The sequence below is a fragment of the Arthrobacter sp. CAN_C5 genome (genome assembly GCF_017875735.1).
GTDB lineage: Bacteria > Actinomycetota > Actinomycetes > Actinomycetales > Micrococcaceae > Arthrobacter_D.
Window position 1 is genome coordinate 3,164,889 of sequence record NZ_JAGGMZ010000001.1, and the last position, 20,049, is coordinate 3,184,937.

18 protein-coding genes and 4 pseudogenes are annotated in these 20,049 nt (G+C 65.1%); 7 read left to right on the forward strand and 15 right to left on the reverse strand.

Annotated elements, in window-relative coordinates; genetic code table 11:
* Position 1 precedes the first annotated feature (1 nt).
* Positions 2-571 (reverse strand): phosphoribosylglycinamide formyltransferase, encoded by a 570-nt coding sequence (gene purN / locus H4V95_RS14770; protein ID WP_209730933.1) that lies wholly within the window; start codon positions 569-571, stop codon positions 2-4.
* A gap of 39 nt (positions 572-610) precedes the next feature.
* Between purN and H4V95_RS14775 the strand changes: the two genes are divergently transcribed.
* Positions 611-1,048, forward strand: a complete 438-nt coding sequence (locus H4V95_RS14775) for a hypothetical protein (protein WP_196867521.1) — start codon at positions 611-613, stop codon at positions 1,046-1,048.
* Between the two features lie 42 nt (positions 1,049-1,090).
* Here the strand turns inward: H4V95_RS14775 and H4V95_RS14780 are convergent, their stop codons facing one another.
* Entirely contained in the window at positions 1,091-2,377 is a 1,287-nt protein-coding gene (locus tag H4V95_RS14780; protein ID WP_209730934.1) for a DUF6350 family protein, read from the reverse strand.
* A gap of 55 nt (positions 2,378-2,432) precedes the next feature.
* Positions 2,433-3,185 carry a sulfite exporter TauE/SafE family protein gene (locus H4V95_RS14785; RefSeq protein WP_209730935.1) on the reverse strand — a complete coding sequence of 251 codons (753 nt, stop codon included), beginning with the start codon at positions 3,183-3,185 and terminating at the stop codon, positions 2,433-2,435.
* Positions 3,186-3,263: 78 nt separating this feature from the next.
* Here H4V95_RS14785 and H4V95_RS14790 point away from each other — a divergent pair, with 78 nt between their 5' ends.
* Positions 3,264-3,893: a DUF1684 domain-containing protein gene (locus tag H4V95_RS14790; RefSeq protein WP_209730936.1), complete on the forward strand. Its 630-nt coding sequence runs from the start codon at positions 3,264-3,266 to the stop codon at positions 3,891-3,893.
* A gap of 309 nt (positions 3,894-4,202) precedes the next feature.
* On the forward strand, positions 4,203-5,618 hold the full coding sequence (locus H4V95_RS14795; RefSeq protein WP_245346222.1) for a stealth family protein: 1,416 nt from the start codon (positions 4,203-4,205) through the stop codon (positions 5,616-5,618).
* A 62-nt stretch (positions 5,619-5,680) separates the two neighbouring features.
* Here H4V95_RS14795 and H4V95_RS14800 read toward each other — a convergent pair whose 3' ends face one another.
* The 8 genes from H4V95_RS14800 to H4V95_RS14835 all read right to left on the reverse strand — a co-directional run bounded on the left by H4V95_RS14800 (position 5,681) and on the right by H4V95_RS14835 (position 14,281).
* Entirely contained in the window at positions 5,681-6,592 is a 912-nt protein-coding gene (locus H4V95_RS14800) for a phosphodiesterase (RefSeq protein ID WP_209730937.1), read from the reverse strand.
* Between the two features lie 171 nt (positions 6,593-6,763).
* Complete coding sequence (locus tag H4V95_RS14805) at positions 6,764-7,024, reverse strand: hypothetical protein (RefSeq protein WP_209730938.1); 261 nt, start codon at positions 7,022-7,024, stop codon at positions 6,764-6,766.
* Complete coding sequence (locus tag H4V95_RS14810) at positions 7,021-8,865, reverse strand: hypothetical protein (protein ID WP_209730939.1); 1,845 nt, start codon at positions 8,863-8,865, stop codon at positions 7,021-7,023. Before H4V95_RS14810 ends, H4V95_RS14805 begins: the two co-directional genes overlap by 4 nt.
* Positions 8,862-9,962: a glycosidase gene (locus H4V95_RS14815; protein ID WP_196867527.1), complete on the reverse strand. Its 1,101-nt coding sequence runs from the start codon at positions 9,960-9,962 to the stop codon at positions 8,862-8,864. Before H4V95_RS14815 ends, H4V95_RS14810 begins: the two co-directional genes overlap by 4 nt.
* Before the next feature lie 6 nt (positions 9,963-9,968).
* The gene (locus H4V95_RS14820) at positions 9,969-10,901 is read right to left on the reverse strand and encodes a carbohydrate ABC transporter permease (RefSeq protein WP_196867528.1); all 933 of its coding nucleotides are present in this window, start codon (positions 10,899-10,901) and stop codon (positions 9,969-9,971) included.
* 1 nt (position 10,902) lies between these two features.
* The gene (locus H4V95_RS14825; protein ID WP_196867529.1) at positions 10,903-11,853 is read right to left on the reverse strand and encodes a carbohydrate ABC transporter permease; all 951 of its coding nucleotides are present in this window, start codon (positions 11,851-11,853) and stop codon (positions 10,903-10,905) included.
* Positions 11,854-11,864: 11 nt separating this feature from the next.
* A complete protein-coding gene (locus H4V95_RS14830; protein ID WP_196867530.1) occupies positions 11,865-13,157 on the reverse strand; it encodes an ABC transporter substrate-binding protein in 1,293 nt (430 codons plus the stop codon).
* Positions 13,158-13,183: 26 nt separating this feature from the next.
* Positions 13,184-14,281, reverse strand: coding sequence for a LacI family DNA-binding transcriptional regulator (locus H4V95_RS14835; protein WP_196867531.1), 1,098 nt, complete (start codon positions 14,279-14,281; stop codon positions 13,184-13,186).
* A gap of 264 nt (positions 14,282-14,545) precedes the next feature.
* Here H4V95_RS14835 and H4V95_RS14840 point away from each other — a divergent pair, with 264 nt between their 5' ends.
* The 3 genes from H4V95_RS14840 to H4V95_RS14850 all read left to right on the forward strand — a co-directional run bounded on the left by H4V95_RS14840 (position 14,546) and on the right by H4V95_RS14850 (position 17,237).
* Positions 14,546-14,722, forward strand: coding sequence for a DUF1059 domain-containing protein (locus tag H4V95_RS14840; protein ID WP_196867532.1), 177 nt, complete (start codon positions 14,546-14,548; stop codon positions 14,720-14,722).
* Positions 14,719-15,879, forward strand: coding sequence for an EAL domain-containing protein (locus H4V95_RS14845; protein WP_245345730.1), 1,161 nt, complete (start codon positions 14,719-14,721; stop codon positions 15,877-15,879). Before H4V95_RS14840 ends, H4V95_RS14845 begins: the two co-directional genes overlap by 4 nt.
* A 251-nt stretch (positions 15,880-16,130) precedes the next feature.
* Positions 16,131-17,237, forward strand: coding sequence for a hypothetical protein (locus tag H4V95_RS14850; RefSeq protein WP_196867533.1), 1,107 nt, complete (start codon positions 16,131-16,133; stop codon positions 17,235-17,237).
* A gap of 261 nt (positions 17,238-17,498) precedes the next feature.
* On the opposite strand, the pseudogene H4V95_RS14855 reads toward H4V95_RS14850, so the two are convergent.
* A pseudogene (locus H4V95_RS14855) lies at positions 17,499-17,663 on the reverse strand (transposase); the annotation flags it as partial.
* A gap of 28 nt (positions 17,664-17,691) precedes the next feature.
* Positions 17,692-17,982: pseudogene (locus tag H4V95_RS14860) on the reverse strand (ISL3 family transposase); the annotation flags it as partial.
* 80 nt (positions 17,983-18,062) lie between these two features.
* Between H4V95_RS14860 and H4V95_RS14865 the strand changes: the two are divergent.
* A protein-coding gene (locus H4V95_RS14865; RefSeq protein ID WP_209729601.1) for an IS3 family transposase occupies positions 18,063-19,210 on the forward strand; the annotation gives its coding sequence in 2 pieces (ribosomal slippage) (positions 18,063-18,327 and positions 18,327-19,210; 1,149 coding nt in all).
* A gap of 30 nt (positions 19,211-19,240) precedes the next feature.
* Here H4V95_RS14865 and H4V95_RS14870 read toward each other — a convergent pair.
* Positions 19,241-19,483 (reverse strand): annotated as a pseudogene (locus H4V95_RS14870) (ISL3 family transposase); the annotation flags it as partial.
* 113 nt (positions 19,484-19,596) lie between these two features.
* Positions 19,597-19,911 (reverse strand): annotated as a pseudogene (locus H4V95_RS14875) (transposase); the annotation flags it as partial.
* Positions 19,912-20,049 lie beyond the last annotated feature (138 nt).

The following is a 20,049-nucleotide window of genomic DNA, read 5'->3' on the forward strand; positions in this document are numbered from 1 at the left end:
CTCAGCCCTGCTCCAGGGCCAGCTGCCGGAGGGTCCGGATCAGCAGTTCGCGTTCCTGGACCTTGATGCGTTCGTGGAGGGTGTCCTCGGTGTCGTCGTCGAGCACGTCGACGGCGGCCTGCGCGAGGATAGGACCGGTGTCGACCCCGGCGTCGGCAATCATCACGGTGCAGCCGGTCACCTTCACGCCGTAGGCCAGCGCGTCCCGGACCCCGTGCGCGCCCGGGAAGCTGGGCAACAGGGCCGGGTGGGTGTTGAGGTAACGGTTGGGGAAGGCGTCGAGGAACCCCTGGTCGACAATCCTCATGAACCCCGAGGACACCACATAGTCGGGGGCGTAGGAGGCGACCTTGCGGGTGAGATCGGCATTCCAGTCCGACCGCTCGGGGTAGGACCTGAAGTCAACGACGAACCCGTCGATCCCCGCCGCGGTGGCGCGCTCCACCCCGTAGGTGTCATGCCGGTCGGCCCCGACGGCGGCGATGGTGAGGTCCAGTGAGCCGGAACTGACGGCGTCGATGACCGCCTGAAGATTGGATCCAGTGCCGGAAACCAGGACTACGATGCGCATGGGTCAACCATAGGCTGCGCTCTACCCTAGGGTTAAACCATGAACGAAAGCCCCCGCCCCGCCCCACCTGCTCCCGGCGCGCCCACCCCCGGGTCGTCAGCGGAAAAGGAGCTGGCCAGGACGCGGAACTACTTCAGGTGGTTCCTGCTGGCGCTGCTCGGCGCTGTCCTCGCCGGCACCCTTGCCCTGCCGTGGAAGGTCATCGGCCTCGTTCTGGGACTTGTGGCACTGGTACTGGGGATCTTCGCCCTGGTCCGGGCGATACGGGACAAGCTTCCGGCGCTGCTCCGGATCACCACCGTGGTGGGCCTTGGAGCAACCGCGTTCCTGGTGCTGGGGACCGGCGCCCAGGTGGCGTTGTGGCCGGTCACCGTTGAATATGAGGAGTGCATGAGCACCGCCCTCACCAATGCCGCCCAGGCCAAGTGCCAGAACGACCTGATGAACCTCGGCGGGTTCCTCCCCGGCGGCTCCTGAGCAGTCCCGGTCTGGGCAGTCCCGATCCGAGAAGTTTCTTCTCTAGGCGCGCTTCTCCCGCTCCAGCAGCGGTCCCGCGGCGTAGCCGACGACGACGCCGACTGCCACCTCTCCGGCGATGAATAGTCCCACCCAGAAAGGGTTGGGACCCAGATCCACCAGTCTGCCCAGGCCCAGCGACGCGTGGGAGAGCCAGGCGACGACCGCGGTCATGGCTCCGGCCGCAAGGCCGATCAGCACGGCCGCGCAGAGGGTTGAGACGCTCGCGGTGAACCAGCGGGCCTCCATCTTGATTTCCAGCCACTCGTCGAGGTGGTTCTCGCCTTCCCTGAAGAACCACCATCCTGCCAGCAGCCCCGCGAGGACGGGGATGGCGAGGGCAGCCAGACCATACTCGAGGGTGCCGGGCGGCACCGCGCCCAGCACGGGTAGGGCTGGCAGCGGGCCAGCGCTCGTGGTCAGCGGGGTGATCGCGCTGCCCGAACCCAGGGCAAACCCGGCACCGGACGCCCAGGAGAGGGTCCACACCACCAGGTTGGGGACAAACCCGAGTTGCGCCAGGGTGAGGGCACTGCCGCCGATGATCCCCGCGTCGAGGCGCTGGTAGACGGCGGCCATCTCCGCCCAGCGAAAGCCGAACGTGACCGCGAGCAGCACTGCGGACAGCCCCAGGGAAATGGTGACTGCCACGAATCCGGCGCGAAGACAGGACCAGGCGTAGGACCCGGCCCACCGCGAGTGCTGGCTGGTGCGTGCCAGCCAGGCGACGCCGTCGACGCCGATCAGCCGGCTCCACGTGCCTGCCTCCCGGTAGGCACCAATCACCAGGCCCAGACCCGCCGACAGCAGCGGGATGAGGGCACCGGCGACCAGTGGGGGTATCGCTTCGGGGGTGGAGCACAGGTAGGCGACCGTTGCGCCGATCACCGCATAGCTGCCGAGGGCGCCAGCCACGCCCTGCCAGAGCTGGTCGGAGTACGAGGCACGGGCTAGCCGTCGACCCGCCCGCCACGACAGCAGGAACGGAATGAGAATCAGGCCCATCGGCACAATCGACAGGATGCCGGTAGTCCCGACGCCGTCGGGCTCGGCCGCCGGGAAGGTCACCTCCAGGGGCACCCCGTGGATCAGGAGCCACATCTGCCCGCCCAGTTGTGCCATGGCGGCGGGAGTCCGTTCGCCGAACCCTCCCGCCAGCCACACGGCGGCCAGGGGTACCAGGATCAGCAGCCCGGAAATCACTGCCGACTGGGCCAGCTCAAACACACCCTGTAACCACAGGGGCATGGGCAGGGCACGCCGACCGGGCATACGGAGAGGAAGTTTCATCACCTCAATGGTGCCACCGGGAGCCGCATTGCACGTCCAGCGACTCGGGCCCGGACTAGACCATCAGGTCCATCAGCCCTTTGACGAGCGCCGCCCCGGCACCGAGGAACGCGATCACAATCACAAAGAACCGGGCGTGATCGTCTTTGATGAAGCGGCCGAGCTTCTCGCCGGTGAAGATTCCGAGCACAATCACGACGCCGATCGCCGACCACATCCACCACTGCAGCGCGGGGGCATCGGTCGGGTCGAGGCTGAGCTTGACGATCAGGGTCATCAGCCCGATCACGACGAAGAACGGTTGCAGCGTCGCGGCGAACTCCCGCTGGGGCCAGCGGGACAGCAGCGCATAGGCGCTGACCGCCGGGCCACCCACCCCCGCCATCGAGTTGGTCAGGCCCGCGGTAAAACCGGCGACAACCTTCGGCGTATTGCCCTTCACCACCACCGAGGAGCGTTGCAGCACCAGTGACACCGACAGTGCGACCAGGACAACGGCGCCGACGGTCACTGAAAGCGGGGCAGACGGGAGCATCACCGCGGCGACCGAGCCTGGCACCGACCCAAAGACGGAGGGGATCACCATCCACCTGAACATGCTCCAGTCGATGTCCTTCCAGACCCGTCCCACGATCAGGGCGGAGGACACCACCCCGCAGATATTGACGAGGATCACGCCCTCGTGCGGCCCGAGAATGATCACCAGGAACGGCGCGATCAGCAGGGCGAAGCCAAGGCCGGCGATCCGCTGCGCTACCGCGCCGAGCAGGATGGAGAACAGAACGATGAAGAAGATGCCGGTGGTCACAGATCACACAGTACGCCTGGGCAACTGTATTTCCCGTTCCGTGACGGGCCGCCGGTGCCGGGCCGCTAGGCTGGGCTGATGCCATCAGTCTCCACAGCACAGCACATTGCCGACTGGCGCAACCAGGTCTTCGAGCTCTACCGCCAGGTGCGCGAGGGCGCGGCGTCCGGATCGCCGTCGTCGGCCCATGACCTGTGGCGCGCGGGCCGGAACCGGCTGTTCGCCACCCACCCGGCGTCACCCCTGGATGGGGCGGCGAAGGCCTCCTTCACCGGCCTCGCGGTGGCCCCCTACCAGCCGGACTACCGGTTCGAGGCAGTGATCGACGACGACGGCGCCGGCGAGGAAATGGACGTCCCCACCGGCACGGACGGGACCGTGACGTTCCACCGGCTCGGCACCGTGGGCCTCGACGGCGTGGGCCGGCTTGCCCTGTGGCGGCTCGCCTCCTACGGCGGCGGGCTGTTCCTGCCGCTGCGCGACGGTTCGGGCGGCCAGGCCGACGGCACCTACGGCGGCGGGCGTTACGTGCTCGACACGGTCAAGGGAGCGCACCTCGGGGTGGCCGGTGACAGGCTGGTTATCGACCTGAACTTTGCCTACAACCCGTCCTGCGCCTACGACGAGGCGTGGGCCTGCCCGCTACCGGGGCCGGACAACCGGGTGGACGCGGAACTCCGCGTCGGTGAGCTGTACTCCGCGTACTAAATACTCCGCGTACTGAACTGCACCTGCTGATCCGGTGCACCTACGGGCCCCCGGCTACCCCGCCGCAGCGTGCGCGGGGGCAGGCTTATCATGGACTAAACGCTCCTGTTACCCCCTTTGGAGGAACCCATTACGGATACTGCTGCCCAACACGATATCTATTTCGGGGCCCCCGAGCCGGTCGATGAGGCCGAAGTCCTCGAATCGGCGTCCCGCGCCGCGGTTGCGCGGTTCACCGAACGCAACGACATCACCACCGTCAAGCGCCGCTTCACCCTGATCAACCAGAGCGTGACGCCGCACCAGGCAATGGTCGAGGATCTCCTGTTCATTCGGGCAGCCCTCGACAACGCCGGTATCGAGTACCTGCTGGTCCGCGGCAACGACGAGCGCCCGGTCATCGCGATCGACCTCAAGTACCGCGAACGGCTGCGGGACGCCCTGGTTTCCGCCTGCCGCGACGAACCGTTCTACTCCCGCACCGTCGACACCAAGCGCCGCACCACCCTGTTAGTCACCGACGGCTCCCTTTCGCACAGCGCGAAGGCACGCATCTTCCGCCTGTTCCGGCCACGCATCGAACCTCTTGGTGGGCTGTCCTTCGGCCCGTCCGCCGGTGTGCAGATTGAACTGTGGTCGCTCGACGGCGACTCCATCGAGCTGCCGGTGGAGAACTCACTCACCCGCCGCACCCTGCCCTCCTCGGAGGTGGTCCGCGGCTCCGTCGAACGGCACGGCCTGATGTGGCCCACCATCGACAACATGTTCGCCGACCACGCCACCGACATCGACTTCGATATAGACCTGGTCTTCTCCTGGGTGGACGGCAGCTCACCAGAGTTCCAGGCAGCCCGGGCAGCCCGGATGAAAGACGCCGTGATTGGCGAGGGTGACGACCACGAGGCCAGGTTCCGCCAGATCAATGAACTGAAATACGCCCTGCGGTCGGTGTACATGTTTGCGCCGTGGGTGCGCCGGATCTTCATCGCTACCGACTCGGAGTGCCCCGAGTGGCTCGCCGACCACCCCTCGGTGACCCTGGTCCGCTCGGAAGAGCACTTTAAGGACACCTCGGTCCTCCCGACTCACAACTCGCAGGCAGTCGAGAGCCAGCTGCAGCACATTCCCGGCCTGTCGGAGCACTTCCTCTACTCCAACGACGACATGTTCTTCGGCCGCCCGGTCTCCCCCGAAATGTTCTTCTCCCCCGGCGGGATCACCAAGTTCATCCAGGCCGACACCCGGATTGGGCTGGGCGACAACGACGCCGAGCGCAGTGGCTTCGAGAATGCCGCCCGGGTCAACCGACGGTTGCTGCACGAACGCTTCGGCAGGATCACCACCCGTCATCTGGAGCACACGGCAGCGCCGCTGCGCCGAAGTGTCCTGCTGGAGATGGAGGAGGAGTTCGCCGCCGAATTCGCGGCGACTGCCGCCTCACGGTTCCGGGCGAAGGACAACATCTCGGTGACCAACTCTCTCTACCACTACTACGCGCTGCTCACCGGGCGGGCTGTCACCCAGGAATCCGCCAAGGTGCAGTACATCGACACCACCATGCGGTCCGGGCTACGGAGCCTGAACAAGCTGCTCGACAAACGGCACACCGATTTCTTCTGCCTCAATGACGGGAGCTTCCCCGAGGTGCCAGCCGAGGAGCGGGCACGCCTGGTGACCGACTTCCTGGAGAAGTACTTCCCCATCAAGGCACCCTGGGAGAAGTAGGGCACGCCGGTCCCTGCCAATGGGCCTGCCCCAGCCGCGGACCTGGCCCGCGGACTGGCGTGCTAGGCCCCGGTAAGCTGGCGGGCCGGTGCCGCGTCGGCGATCCGCACGCCCGCCGCATCGAGCCGGCGGCGTGTCTCGACCAACGGAACGGTCTCTCCGACCGGCCGGTACGCACCAATCGGGACCACCGAGTGCACGATCGTATCCTCATAGACGTGCACCAGGTTGTACGCCTGGGCGCCGTCCTGCCCTCGGGTGCCCCCGCCGTCGTACCCCAGGTCCTGGGTGTAGCAGGTGGCTGACGCCACTGACACCGGCACACCGGCAAAGGTGGCGGTGGTTGAGTAGTGCAGGTGCCCCGCCAGGATGCCACGGACATCGGACCCGGCGACGACGTCGGCGAGCTGCCGCTGGCCGCGCAGCTCCACCAGGACCGAGAGGTCCTGGATGCAGGGGATCGGTGGGTGGTGCAGGGCCAGCAGGGTGCCGTGGGGTGCCGGGGTGAGCAGCTCGTTGGCCAGCCACACCAGCTGGTCGTGGCTGAACTCGCCGTAGTGGTGGCCCGGCACCGTGGAGTCGAGGGTGATGATGCGCAGCCCGTTGATGAGGTAGCTGCGGTCGATGGGCGCGGCATCGGGCGCCTGGTCCAGCAGCCCCACCCGGAAGTTTGCGCGGTCGTCGTGGTTGCCCATCGCCCAGATCACCTCGGCGCCGAGTTTCGCGGCGGCAGGTTCAACAATCGCACGGAGTTTGGTGTAGGCGTTGGCCTCGCCCTTGTCGGCGAGGTCGCCGGTGAAAACCAGCGCCTCGGGTCTGGCCCCCGACGCTTCGAGCTCATCAAAGATCTGGCGCAACCGGGCTTCGCTATCCACCGCCCCATACAGTGGCCCGGACCCGCCGAGCAGGTGAGTGTCGCTGAGGTGGAGGATAAACTGCTGCGGCCGAGGATGCTCGGCCGTCCGGTAATTCATGGTGACCTTCTAGGTAGCTGGCGGTGACCGTTTACAACCTAATTGACCTCCATCAAAGCAGAGATCAGACCAATAGCGGGTGAACACAGCACGGCAAGTCGGATAACGCTGCGGGATTTGGCCCAACCGGGTGATCCGCAGCCGGGCCTGCGCCCGGCTGCGGATCTCTGGTTACCGACGGACCAGGGAGGTTTCGGTGAACCCGCCCGGCGCGACGTAGACGGTGTCATGGCCCTGGCCGTTGCCCTTGCCCTTGCCGCTGGAATCCTTGCTTCCGGGCACCTTGACCGGCTGCCCGGCCGCGTCGAAGGCCTGCTGTTCCAGCCGGTAGCCGCGGGGTACGTCCACCTTGTGAAGCGACTTCTTCCCGGAAGCACTGACATAGATGGTGGACTCCCCCGCCGGCCCATCCACCGTCACCGACGAGATCACCGGTTGGAGCAGCAGTGCATCGATCGACGCGGCCCCCTGACGGAGGCTGTGACGGTGCGTTCGCCCCGTTTCAGGTCCCGGTCCAGGCTGAACGGCTGCAGCAGGCCCGGCGCGTCGGTGATGCCCTGCTCACCGGCCCCACCATTGGGAGTGGTGCCGAGCTTACGCTTCCCGGACCAGGTGGTGGTCCCCGCCTCCTCGATAGTCCGGTTCACGACCGGGTACACGTTGCGATCCTGCTGGTGCGCTGGCACCGGGATCCGGAGCCGGGATCCGTTGCCGAGCTGCGCGTAGGCGCCGCCCGAGATGTTGGCTTCGCCGGTCCACGCGGACTCGGCGGTCACCATGGCGCCGTCGCCCGTGATGGAACCGGATTCGGCCTCCACCACCGTGAGCCCGTCGGTGGCGACAGTCTCGTCGATGCCCAGGGCGTCAGCCTTCAGTTCGGGGTTGGCGTCGAGCACCAGCATCGACAGCAGCCCGTGGATGGTGGATTCGGCACCCGAGTTGAGATTCACGGTGCCGTCCGCCTGGACGCCGTCAAAGGTGACGCCGGTGGCCGGGTTGTAGGTGGGCTCACCGCTGCGGTTGGCGCCGAAGTACCAGCCGCCCATCACCGCCGCCAGCTCGTATAGCCCGGTGGCGCCGGTCGCCTCGGCGGTGGCGACCAGGCTTTGCAGCCGCGAGTCAACGCCATAGGCAATCTGCACCTGTTCCGACGGCGTGGGGGTCCACGCGTTGTCAGGGCCACCGGCGGCGATCAGCTGCGCAGTGAACCCTGCGGTGTCACGCACGGCGGCGTCAGCCAGGTCCTGACGGTCCAGCACCACCGAAGCATCGGCGACGGCGGCCGGAGCCATACCGCCCCAGGCGTGCCAGAAGGTCTGGGACTTGGTCCACGGCAGGATGGCGCCGAACGGCCAGGCCTGGGTATCACCCGACGACATCTCGGCGATGCCCTCACTGAGCTGGGTCAGCGCCGTCCGCGCCGCCTCGTCTGACGGCGCCGCCTGAACGTAGGCCGACAAACCCAACACGGCCTCGGCGGAAGAGTCGGCGCCGTCGGCGATCAGCCAAGCGGGGACCGGGACGCCGTCGGCCATCTCATACTGGCCGTACTGGCCCAGTGACTGACGGTTCAGCGCATCCAGGGACAGGTGGAGGCGGTCCTGCAGGAACGCGGCAAACTCGGGGTCGGCGTCGCGGAACGCCGCGTACCCCTCGCCGAGCGCCCACACCGTACGGGCCACCCAGTACGACTCGGCCGAATCGCTGGGATCGGGAAGCTCGATCGGTTCGGCGCTCGGATTGAGATCCCCGTCGGTCTGCTGCCACAGCACCACGTTCCCCGCGTTGGGGCCGTCAGTGGTCTGCAGGTAGGCCAGCGAGCGCAGGGTCTGGAAGGCTGATTCCCTGCTCGCTGCGCTCCCGGTCTGCTGCCAGTGCCGGAGGTAGACGACGGCGGTGCGGGAAATGTCGTCGGCGTTGTAGGCGCCCTGGCTCCAGTCCCCCTCGGCGTCGAGGTTCCCGCCGCCGATCTTGCGGTAGGTACCGTCGTCGTTCCGGTCCGCGTAGGTCCACGGCGCCAGCGCCGCCGGCTGTTCCTCCGAACGGTAGGTGCTGTGGCCCTCAATGGCGGGAACCGGCACCTCGTCGAGCAGCCAGTCCAGGTGGGCGGTGTTCGTCAAGGGTGCGGTGGCCGCGGCGGCGGGTGCCAGGAAGGTGGAACCGGCGGGTGATATTGCTCCGGGTGCAGCAGCCCCGGGTGCCATGCCGACGCCCACCAGGGCGAGCGACGCGGTCATCACCAGGCACGGGATGCGGGCGGCCCGGGCGCTCATGCCACGACCCGATCGAGACGGGCCACACCGATTTTGGAGTCAGCCATGCCGTAGAAGACAAACAGCTGACCGTCGATCTCCTCGATGGCGGTCGGGAAGACCACATTGGGCACAATGCCCGACTTCTCGTCGTCGGTCTCCGGTTGCAGCAGCGGTTCGCGGCTGCGGGCGATCACGACCGACGGGTCGTCGGCGGAGAGGATCATTGCCGCCGCCGAGTAGTTGACCTTCTGCTGGTGATCGAACGCCGATTTCTCCAGCGCGCCGGCCACCCCGTGGTGAATGATGAGCCAGCCCTCGTCCACCCGGATGGGCGGCGGACCGCCACCGATCTTGAGCTCTTCGAACTCGAACTCGCTCATCGCCACGAGGGTGTGCTTGCCCATGTGCACCAGGTTCCGGATGTCCCTTTCGACATCCTCCACCGACACGTAGGAGATCCAGATGCCGGGCCGGTTGTCGGTGATCCCGGCGGGAAGGTGTTCCCCCTCGCCCTCGCGGATCCAGCCCAGATCCCACATGGGGCGGTGCAGGAGAGCGTAGGAAGGGACGCCGTCGGGGTCGTTGACCGGCTCGGGGAAGAACACTCCGTCCTTGTTCGGGAACAGGTTGAGATCCATCGACAGTTCAGCCTTGTACTCGAAGAAACACGGCCCCAGTCGCTGCCAGGACCTGAGGTCGGTGGAATGGGCGAACGCCATCCGCGGGCCCAGGGGTCCGTACGCCACGTAGGTCATCAGGTGCAGGCCCAGCGAGGGTACCCAGGTGGTGCGGGGGTCCTCGGTGCCCGCGTTGTTGGTGCCGCGCTCCCAGCCTTCGTCGGGGGCGAGGACCACCCCCATCCGGTCCACGCCGGTGGGCACACCATCTTCGATGATGACCTTGGCCAAGCCCACCCGGGACACGTTGCCCTGGGAGACAAGACGCGGCAGCAGGTACAGCTCACCATCGGGGCCGCGGCCGCTGGCCGGGTTGAGGACACCGTCGGCTTCGAACTCGTTGCCCTCCTCGGGGGTCATGATGACACCGGCACGCGTGAGCGTGAACGGGACAGTAGGGAGCGTGGTGGTGAGGGAAACAGTGCTTTGCGAAGTCATTGGAGGTTAGCCCTTTGCGCTTGATCCGATATTGGTGGAGATGAACTGTCGTTGGAAGACGATGAACAGTGCGACGGCGGGTGCCGCTAGTACGCAGGCACCGGCCAGGATGGCTCCGAACGGGTTGGCGGCGGTTGCCGCGACGTTGGAGATGTAGTTGGCGAGGGACACCGCGAGCGGTTGGAACGCGGTGTCCTTGGTGACCAGGAACGGCCACAGGAACTCGTTCCACGGTCCGATGAACGTGAGCAGGATGGCGGTGACGATCGCTGGCCGCACCAGGGGGATGGCGATCTGTAGCAGGATCCGCAGTTCGGACGCCCCGTCGATCCGCGCCGCCTCAAACAGGGAGGCGGGCAGTTGCAGGAAATACTGTCGGAACACAAAGACCGCGGTGGAGTTGATCGCAAATGGCAGGATCATGCCCAGGTAGCTGTCCGCCAACCCGTAGTCACGCACGATCAGCACGTACAACGGGATGAGCAATAGCTGGAAGGGCACCATCTGCACCAGCAGCAGCAGCGCGAACACCGCACCGCGTCCACGGAATTGCATCTGCGCCAGCGCGTATCCCACCGGGATACCGAAGAGGACCGTGCATGCGATCACCCCACCGGTGAAGATCCCCGAGTTGACCAGGCCCCGAAAGAGAGTGATCGACTCGTTGATCAGGACGTAGTTCGCCCCGGTGATGTTTCCGAAGTTGGGGAACGCCCCGGCCACCGAGGTGTCGGGTTCGGTCTGCAGTGAACCGATGAACATGTAGTAGAAGGGAAACAGGAACACGAACGCACCGATGGCGAGCAGGATGAAGCTGACCGGCCGCAACCCGCGTTGCTTCTCGGTCGACGAGGCGCGGGGAGCCGGCACCGGCGTGACGGCCGGGGTGGCCGAGGTGGCCGGCGTCGTGCTGAGGGTTGGCTGTAAGTCCTTGGCCATTTCAGTCGTCCTTTCCGCCGATAAAGCGGCGTTGGAGGAATGCCAGGAGCAGGACGCCGAGCACCAGGATGACGCCCAGTGCCGCTGCGGTATCGGGGTTGCCCTGCAGGATGCCCTGCTGGTACATCAGGAACACGGGCGATGTCGAGGCACCGTCCGGTCCGCCACCCCCGGTGAGGAGGTAGGGCTCGGTGAAAAGGTTCGCGCCGGTGATAGTGGCAAGCAGCGTCACCAGGAAACTGGCTGGCCGGACGCTGGGAACCGTGATGCTCCAGAACTGCCGGATCTTGCCGGCTCCGTCCACGGACGCGGACTCGTAGAGTTCCTCGGGGATGTTCTGCAGCGCGGCCAGGTAGAGCAGGATAAAGAAACCGAGCTGCTTCCAGGTCACGTACAGGGCGATAGTGGGCATGGCCAGGCCCGAGTTGACCAGCCAGGACGGGTCCGGGGCCAGCGGGCCGAGGATCGAGTTGACCAGCCCGTTCTGGGCGAACAGGAACAGCCACACGCCGACGACGGCGACGCTGGCCGTCACATACGGAACGTAGTAGCTGACCCTGAAGAACGTGCGTAGCCGGGTGACCCGGTTCAGCGCGTTGGCAAGCACCAGTGAGAGCCCCACGGTGAGGGGAACGTTGATGATCAGGAAGACACCGATGTTCGCGAATGACCGGCCGACGTCGGGATCTGTGAGGACTGCGGCGTAGTTATCGAACCCGACGAAGGGCCGTTCGACGGCGACGCCCGGGGCGGTGAAGAAGAAGTCGTGAAAGGAAATGTAGACGGCGTAGCCGAGGGGAAACGCGAGCACCGCGAGGATGAAAATAACGTACGGTGCGCTGAACACTATCCCGAGGGGCTGGCGTCCCAGCAGGTTTTTGCGCCGGCGGGGGGCGGGACCCGGGCTGCTGCCCGGATCCCGCGGCTTACCGACGGTGGTTGAAGTAGTCACCGTCGGTCCGCCTACTCTTCGGAGGCGAGATTGGTGATTTCCTCTGCGGCCCCGGTGAACGCGTCATCGACGGTTTCGTTGCCGAAGATCACCGAGGCGCCGTAGGCGTCACGGAAGGTCTGCCAGATTTCCACCGAGTTGGGCACGTTCGGCACCTCAACGGCCCGCGAGGCTTGGTCGGCGAATTCGGTGTAGGCAGGGTTGGCCTCGAAATACTCGGAGTAAGCCTCGGCCAGGTCGGTGCGGATCGGCATCTGGCCCGTAATCTCCAGGAGCTCCCCGTCCTGTTCCTCGCTGGTGGCGAACTTCATCAGGTCCCAGGCGGTCTGCTGGTTATCGCAGGCTGAGTAGATGGCCATGTTCTTGGCGTCGGAGAAGGTGTAGCTCTCGTCCCCCTCTGCCAGCCCGGGAACCGGAGCGGTCCCCCAGTTCACGTCATCGCCATAGTACGGAATGGCCCAGGGCCCGGAAATGGCGATTGCGGCTTTGCCATCCACGAAGGAATCACCGGTGTAGGCCTCCTGGGAGGAGAGCCCTTCTTCGTACATGGTCTGCCACATGCCCGCGACGGCCTTGCCCTCCTCGGTGTTGAAGGCGGCCCCGCCGTCAACGACCAGCTGGGTTCCACCCGTCGCCGCTGCGAAGAACGGGTAGAAATCGAACCAGGACTGGTAGAACTCGCCCGCCGGTGACGGCCACATGGCGTACTCGACTTCGCCGGATTCAACGAGGGTGCGTGAGGTTTCCAGGAGTTCGTCCTGCGTGCCGAGCGGCGGGTTCTCGGGGTCGAGTCCTGCCGCCTCGAACAGGTCCTTGTTGTAGTACAGCACTACGGGGTTGGATTTCCACGGCAGCTGGTAGTACTGGCCGTCGGCCGACTTGTACTGTTCGGCGACGTCGCCGCTGCGGGATTCGACGTATTCCACCCCATCCTCGAAGGTGTCCAGCGGGACCAGTCCGCCCATTTCCTGGAACTGAGGGACGGCGACGGGTGCAGTGTTCATCACGATGCAGGGGGCGTTGCCCGCGGTGATCGCCGCCGCGATCACCTCTTCGGAGCTGGTGCCGGCCGGGATCTCCTGGGCGGTGACCTCCTGGTCCGGGTTGTCAGCGTTCCAGGCTTCCACCATGGCTTCGCCCCAGGCGACTTCGTCCTGGTTGTTTGAGTACCAGATGGTGATGGGGCCGCTGGTCAGCTCGCCGTCTCCGGCTGCGTCCCCACCGCCGCCACCGCAGGCGGCGAGGCCCAGACCCATCATGGCGGTGGCCGTGATGGCCAGTGCTCGTTTGGTGTATCGCGTCATTGCGTTTCTCCTAGATCACATTGTCGTTACTGATCGTTGTGGGTGGTGCTGTGTTGCTGGTGCGCGGTTGTTGGTGATGCGCTGTTACTGACTGCCGGTGAGGTGTTCCGGGCGTGGGGTGCCGCGGTGGATCCGCGGGTAATGAGTCGTGGGGCGTCAAGAATCACATCGTCGCCGTCGTGGGTGCCTTCGAGCTGGTTGAGCAGGACCTGGGCTGCGGCGCTGCCCCAACGCAGCGGGTCGCTGCCGATACTGGTGAGGGCCGGGTTGAGGTACTGGGCGTACTCGGTGTTGTCGTAGCCGGTGACCGAGAGGTCATCCGGAATGCGCAGGCCCTGCTGCTGGGCGTAGGCCTGGCCAGCGGTCGCCATGATGTCGTTCGCGTACACGATGGCTGTCGGCGGGTTGGCCCGTCCCAACAGATCAGCGGTCGCCGCCACCCCCTCGGCGGCCCCGAAATCGGCTTCAATGAACAGGTCGGTCTCCAGCCCGTTGAGCTCGAGGGTGTTCGCCCAGGCGTTCCGACGGCTGAGGCCGTGGATGTAGTACTGGCTTCCGCCCACATGGGCAATCCGGGTGTGGCCCAGGTCGATGAGGTGTTGGACGGCCTCGCTGATGCCCTCGGTGTCATCCATGCAGACAGCTGGAAAAGGTGAGGGTGTCTCCGGCCGGTTCAGTGTGACAGCGGCGAGCCCCAGTTCCAGGAGCAGGGCGATCCGGGAATCATTGGTGCGCATGTCGCTGAGGATGACCCCGTCCACGCGGCCCTCATGTGCCAACCGCCGGTAGCTGGATTCCTCGGAGCCGGTCTTGGTGGCAACGGTGAGCACCAGGGAGTAGCCCCTATCGGCGAGTGTGGTTTCGATGCCGGCGATGAAGGACGGGAAGAACGGGTCACTTCCCAGCAGCCGGGGGTCCCGGGCGATGACGAGGCCCAGCGCATAGGCCTTCGAGGAGGACAACGACCTGGCACGGAGGCTGGGAGTCCAACCGAGGGCTGCGGCGGTGCTGAGGATGCGCCGACGGGTGTCTTCGCTGACCCCAGCCTGGCCGTTAAGTGCATAGGACACAGCCCCTTTACTCACGCCGGCGGCTCGCGCTACGTCGCTGATCGTTACCCGCATCGGTGTCGACTTCCTCGTCTGTATGGTTCGGCTGCAGTCGTTGCCTCGGCTAAACTGCGAAGTGATCCGTATCACTTAACCGGTTAAGTAACGTTGACTAAACCGGTTCAGTTGCCGATAGTCAAGGAAGTCTTCGAGTATTGGGGGTTTGACCTGGTGAAGCAGCAGTCTTTCTGTGCCGCCGGGGCGAATAAATATCGGGGCCGAAAAATAACCACAACATAAACAGTCAGCGCCAACGAAGGCGTAGTACAAGGAGATCCGATGAAATCGTTTGCATGTGGTGACGTGGTTCCCGGTTGCGACGCCCGGTGGGTGTGCAGCACTGAGGACGAGATCCTGGTTCAGGTGAGCACCCATGCCGCCGTGGCCCACGGATTGACCACCATCCCGGACGAGCTGGTCCAGTCCGTCCGCGGTGCCATCCAGCCGGTGAGTTGAGCTCCACCGCCGACCTCTCCCAGTCCGGTGCCCTGGCGGCACCGGACTGGAAACCGTTGCTGGCGGCAGCCTGCCGGGGCGAAGGTGTGGCCACCGCCTACCAGCCGATCGTTGACACCTCCAGGGGCACCGTCGTCGGGTACGAAGCGCTGGCACGCTTCCCCGGATTCGCTGAGCGAAACCCGGAAGCCTGGTTTGCTGCTGCGCGCCGTCACGGCAGGAGCGCCGACCTGGAGTCAGCCACCCTTCGGGTGGCCCTGCGGGAGCGGGCGAGCCTGCCTCCCAACTGCTTCCTGACCCTCAACGTCTCCCCCGAGCTGCTGACCACCGAGCAGATCCGCAGCGTCTGGGGTCAGGAGGGCAACCTCGGTGGCCTGATCGTCGAACTCACCGAGCAGACTCCCATCGACTCCTACCTTGAGCTGGAACCGGATCTTCACCAGCTGCGGTCGGCGGGCGCCCTGATCGCCGTAGACGACGCCGGTGCGGGCTACGCGGGCCTGCGCCACCTCCTGCAGTTGCACCCCTCAATGATCAAGATTGACCGGGAGCTGATCGTCGACGTCGACCGCGACGAGGCGAAACGGGCACTGATCGAGATGCTCGGCATTTTCGCTGGCCGGGTCGACGCCTGGATCCTTGCCGAGGGCGTGGAGCGGGTGGAGGAACTCGACACCCTGGTGAGCCTCGGTGTCCCCCTGGTCCAGGGGTATCTCCTGGCCCGGCCCGGGCCACCGTGGGCAGGGGTGGAACTTGAGGTGGCGCACCGCCTCGCTGCCCGGCAGGCAAGTGTTCAGCGCACGGTCCTGCGCGACGTCGTCGAGCACGCGCCCGCCGTCCTGACCCTGGCCCAGGCAGTGGACGCGTTCACCCGAGACCCGGGGCTGGGATCGGTGGTGCTGATCGACGCCGACCTGCGGCCGGTCTCACTGGTGACGCCCGACGCCGCGGCCCTCGGCGTGGTGAGCCAGGGTATGTGTGCCAACCTGGACACTCCCCTCGGGGACGCCCTCGACCGCTCGATGACCCGGGAGCACTCCCTCCGGTTCGATCCGCTGCTGGTGACCGACAACGCCGGGCGGTTCGCCGGGATCGCCCGACTGGAACGGATGATCGCGGCGCTGACCTCGGCGTCATCATCGCCGGTATCGCCATGATGATTCAGGTCCGGCGCGGTGAAGGCGGCGAAGGACTCTCCAAACAGGGCTGGACCCTCGCCGGCTGTGTGGTCGTAGCCGGGGCCTCCGGAAACGTAACCGCCGTGCTGGACGGTGAAGGTGGTGTGGTCCCCATGAGAGGACCTCAGTGTCTTGATTCCCATGCGTTACGAGGCGCTTAGGTTATGCGACACCGAGGCGGGCCTGCGTTGGGTTAGTTCTTCCACAGCCGGTTCTCTTATCCTGAACGAATGAGTAAGGCACTGGTCGTGAAGAAGAAAACGGTGGGATTGATGGCCGACCCTGGTCTGGCGATCGCGCTAGCCCAGAAACTACAATCGACGACAGCCCAGTTGCTGAGCTCGTCCCTGGACTCAGAGGTGGAATGGACAGTTGAGATCGAGGAACAATCCCTCCCCCTGGACGCCAATGGGGAAGTGGAATTGAACATCCACTCCCAGGAAGTCCGTGACCGGCTGGGCTGGGATTACCTCGTTTACCTGACAGATTTGCCCAAGTACGCCAATTCCGACCCGATGATTTCCAGTATCAACATTGAACACGGTTCAGCGATGATCTCTCTTCCCGCCCTGGGCGTGATGCGTAAGAACCTTGTTAAGCGGGCCCTTCTGCAAACCATCGGCGTGCTTCATGGAACCGCGAACGCACGATCCCTAGGTCTTGGCAAAGTTTCTGCTGCCACCCGTGACCTCTCCCCGGAACGAAACACCCCCGCCCCAGAAGCCAACCAAAACTCGTACGAGACACTGAAAGGGATCCGCGGCAGGGCGCAGCTCCTAGGCGGCATGGTACGAGGCAACCGCCCCTGGCGAATCCTGCCCGGACTCTCCGGCGCCATGGCTGCAGCAACAGCCACCGGAGCGTTCGGTGTCTTTTACACCAGCATTTGGAGCATGGCAGATTATCTCAGCTCTCCCCGGCTCGCAGCCATCAGTCTGCTCTCCATTGCGACCATGACCCTCTGGTTGATTGTCCATAACGACTTGTGGGAACGCCCCCGGGGAAGCCAGCGCACCGAACGGCGCGTGAGCTATAACCTCGCTACGGTCATCACGATCCTGTGCGCGGCGATCGCGATGTATCTGGGGCTGTTTGCCGTGATCTTCGGTGGCGCACTGATCATCATCGACAATGAATTCCTCTCAGTCCAACTGGGCCACCCCGCCAGCATCGACAACTACCGCAACCTCGCCTGGCTCTCCGCATCGCTGGGCACCATCGCCGGAGCACTCGGATCAAGCTTGGACAACGAACAAGCCGTCAAAAAAGCCACCTTCAGCTCCCGCGAATACGACCGCCGACAACTCTCCAAAACCCCCTCCGAAGACAAATACTGAGCGACAAACAACCCGATATCACCCCGATGTCGCTGGGACCCACCCAGAGGAAGCCCGTTTCGACAGCTTAAAGTTCAGCAGCAAACACACCGGCTTCGACCGCGCAATATTTAGCGGCCCTCCATCGCATCTGGCCCACCAGTGTCCACTCGACGGGGTCTGTCAAGATTTCGGTGTAACTAGTTTGGGTGTTGTTTAGCGTCCGACGCTCAGTCGGCCGTTGAATGTGATGTCGAAGGCGTTGAGTTCGCCTTTCCAGCGTTAGGTCCAGCGGGCCCTTCCCTGGCCGGTCGGATCGAGACTCATCACGGCCAGATAGACACATTTGAGAGCGGCTTGCTCGTTGGGGAAATGGCCTCGGGAGCGGACAGCTTTCCGGATCCTCGCGTTCACAGACTCGATCGCGTTCGTCGTGCACACGATCCGAACCCCTGCCACGTGTGGATGTAGGTGAACCGCCCCGGGTATGCCGCCACACATGCTCATCGACGCCGATAGCACTCACGCCATCGAACCGGTGAGGGTCATCGATCAGGCGGCGCTTCCCCTCGGTCATGATCGCGGTGTTCGCCGTATGCCAGGACACCCCAAGGCCTGCGGCGACCCGGGACACGGTGAGGTGATCGACCACGACGCCTTCCAGTGCCCACCGGAGTCCGCGGCGGGAGATCTTCGCCCTCCGCTCAGCTGCGAGGTCCGTGTCCTGCCGCCACGTGCGACCGCAGTTCCCGCACCGGTAGCGGCGTGGTTGGGTCCCCGGGTAGGAGTCCGGTGACTGTGTGAGTTTCGCATCCGATAATGGATGCAGGAGGAAATTCACAGATTATGGCACGTAGACATACCCCGGATCAGGTCATCGCGAAAGTGCGTCAGGGCCAGAAGATGCTCAACGACGGACGACCGATGATCGAGGTCATCAAAGAGTTACAGGTGACCGAGGCGACCTGGTATCGGTGGCTGCAGCAGTACGGGTCCGAGAAGAACGCCACCCAGGCCAAGGCCGTCAAGGACCTCGAGAAGGAGAACGCGCGACTGAAGAAGCTGTTAGCCGATCAGGTCCTGGCCAATGACATTTTGAATGAGGTGGCGCGGGGAAAATTCTGAGCCCCGAACCACGTCACCGCGCCGTTCGTATGGCGCAGGAGAAGTTCGGGGCGTCCGAGAGGTTCGCCTGCAAGGTGTTGGGGCAGAACCGGTCAGCGCTGCGCAAAGGCCGACCCGTGGTCAGCTTTGAAGAGGCACAGTTGCGCTCTGATCTGCGCGCCGTTGCCGGCAAGTATCCGGCGTGGGGGTGGCGCAAGGCGCGCTGGCACCTGCTCGAGCAACCGCAGTGGGACGGCGTGGCGCTGAACAAGAAGCGCGTCCGCCGGCTCTGGCGGGCCGAAGGACTCACGTGCAAGCCCAAGGCGCGCAAGAAGCGCCGCACCGGTCCCGGCTCCGGCGAGCACAAGCGCCTGCGGGCCGAGTACCCGATGCACGTGGTCAGCTTCGACTTCCAATCCGACGTGACTTCGTGCGGGCGGCATATCCGGTTCTTCAACGTCATCGATGAATACACCCGCACCGCCCTGGCCATCATCCCGAGACGGTCCTTCACTGCGACCGATGTGGTCGCAGTGCTGGAGGACATCATCGCCGAAACCGGCATCGTGCCGACCTATGTGCGCTCGGACAATGGTCCGGAGTTCACCGCCGCCGCGCTGATCGACTGGTGTGCCACCGCCGGAGTCGATACCGCGTTCATCGACCCGGGATCGCCCTGGCAGAACGGATTCGCCGAATCATTCAACGCCCAATTCAGGAGGGAACAACTCGCCGGAGAAATCATGGACACGATGGCCGAGGCGAAATACTTGGCCGACGAATGGAAAGAGATCTACAATAATGAACGGCCCCACGGATCCCTCGACGGACTGACACCGTCAAGACACTGGGAACGCTGGACCGCAGAGAACCAATTAGCTATCGCATAGCCGCTGGACTGCTAACGGGGGCCCAACCAGGCGCACCCGAACCAGCAGCGTGGTGGGCCGGTGACCGAACGGCTCATGCGCAAGCCGGCGCGTCACGGTGTCCCTGGGCGCTCCTTCCGCACCGCAGGATCGGCACCACGGATCCGCCTCGACGACACGGCACTCGATCACTGCCTGACCGGGCCCAAGGTGCTGCCCGACGGCTTCCAGGCCCAGCTCATCGAGCCGGCAGAACGTGGTGAGGTCAGGGCGAACGAAGGTAGCGTTGAACACGTCGAGGTCTTTCGGCTGGGCAGTGTGAGAACTTCCATCATCGGAAGGCCTCGACCTCTATCTCGTCACCGACGCGCCCGCCCCGGCTACACCCCGCCTGCACTCTCGTTTGCGATGAGCCCGTAAAGGGCCTGACCGACCCGGCGGCGGCGCTCCAGCAAGGCCGGGAAAAACGAGCCGGCACGCAGCTTGGGGATCTTCAAATTCAGGTCCCCCGCGGTGGTCGTCAACGTCCGGGCCCGGGACCCGTTGCGCTGGGTCGTGCGTGCCTCGGAGCGTTCGAACGGGGCAGCGCCGATGAACGCTGTCGCCTCCGCCTCGATCAGCTGCTGATACAGGGTTTCAGTCGCGGTACGAATCCGATCGGGCACGTCGGTGAGTTTCAATTGTCCAAGAAGGTCAAGCAGGGCAGACTGGTCTAGAGCCATCGTGTGTTTGTGTCTTTCTGTGAGTGACTTTGATCGGTACTCACTGACCATCGCACGATGGCTCACTACGTTGCCGGAGCAACGCGCTCACCGCGGGAAACTACACCACTCCACGGGACGCAACCAACGAAGGCCATC

Bases quoted from the DNA above. Each gene is read 5' to 3' on its own strand.
- H4V95_RS14820 (WP_196867528.1), bottom strand. From the start codon at position 10,901: ATGGCCAAGGACTTACAGCCAACCCTCAGCACGACGCCGGCCACCTCG.
- H4V95_RS14795 (WP_245346222.1), top strand. From the start codon at position 4,203: ATGGTCGAGGATCTCCTGTTCATTCGGGCAGCCCTCGACAACGCCGGT.
- H4V95_RS14800 (WP_209730937.1), bottom strand. From the start codon at position 6,592: ATGAATTACCGGACGGCCGAGCATCCTCGGCCGCAGCAGTTTATCCTC.
- H4V95_RS14815 (WP_196867527.1), bottom strand. From the start codon at position 9,962: ATGACTTCGCAAAGCACTGTTTCCCTCACCACCACGCTCCCTACTGTC.
- H4V95_RS14840 (WP_196867532.1), top strand. From the start codon at position 14,546: ATGAAATCGTTTGCATGTGGTGACGTGGTTCCCGGTTGCGACGCCCGG.
- H4V95_RS14775 (WP_196867521.1), top strand. From the start codon at position 611: ATGAACGAAAGCCCCCGCCCCGCCCCACCTGCTCCCGGCGCGCCCACC.
- H4V95_RS14830 (WP_196867530.1), bottom strand. From the start codon at position 13,157: ATGACGCGATACACCAAACGAGCACTGGCCATCACGGCCACCGCCATG.
- H4V95_RS14810 (WP_209730939.1), bottom strand. From the start codon at position 8,865: ATGAGCGCCCGGGCCGCCCGCATCCCGTGCCTGGTGATGACCGCGTCG.
- H4V95_RS14780 (WP_209730934.1), bottom strand. From the start codon at position 2,377: ATGAAACTTCCTCTCCGTATGCCCGGTCGGCGTGCCCTGCCCATGCCC.
- H4V95_RS14850 (WP_196867533.1), top strand. From the start codon at position 16,131: ATGAGTAAGGCACTGGTCGTGAAGAAGAAAACGGTGGGATTGATGGCC.
- H4V95_RS14835 (WP_196867531.1), bottom strand. From the start codon at position 14,281: ATGCGGGTAACGATCAGCGACGTAGCGCGAGCCGCCGGCGTGAGTAAA.
- purN (WP_209730933.1), bottom strand. From the start codon at position 571: ATGCGCATCGTAGTCCTGGTTTCCGGCACTGGATCCAATCTTCAGGCG.
- H4V95_RS14790 (WP_209730936.1), top strand. From the start codon at position 3,264: ATGCCATCAGTCTCCACAGCACAGCACATTGCCGACTGGCGCAACCAG.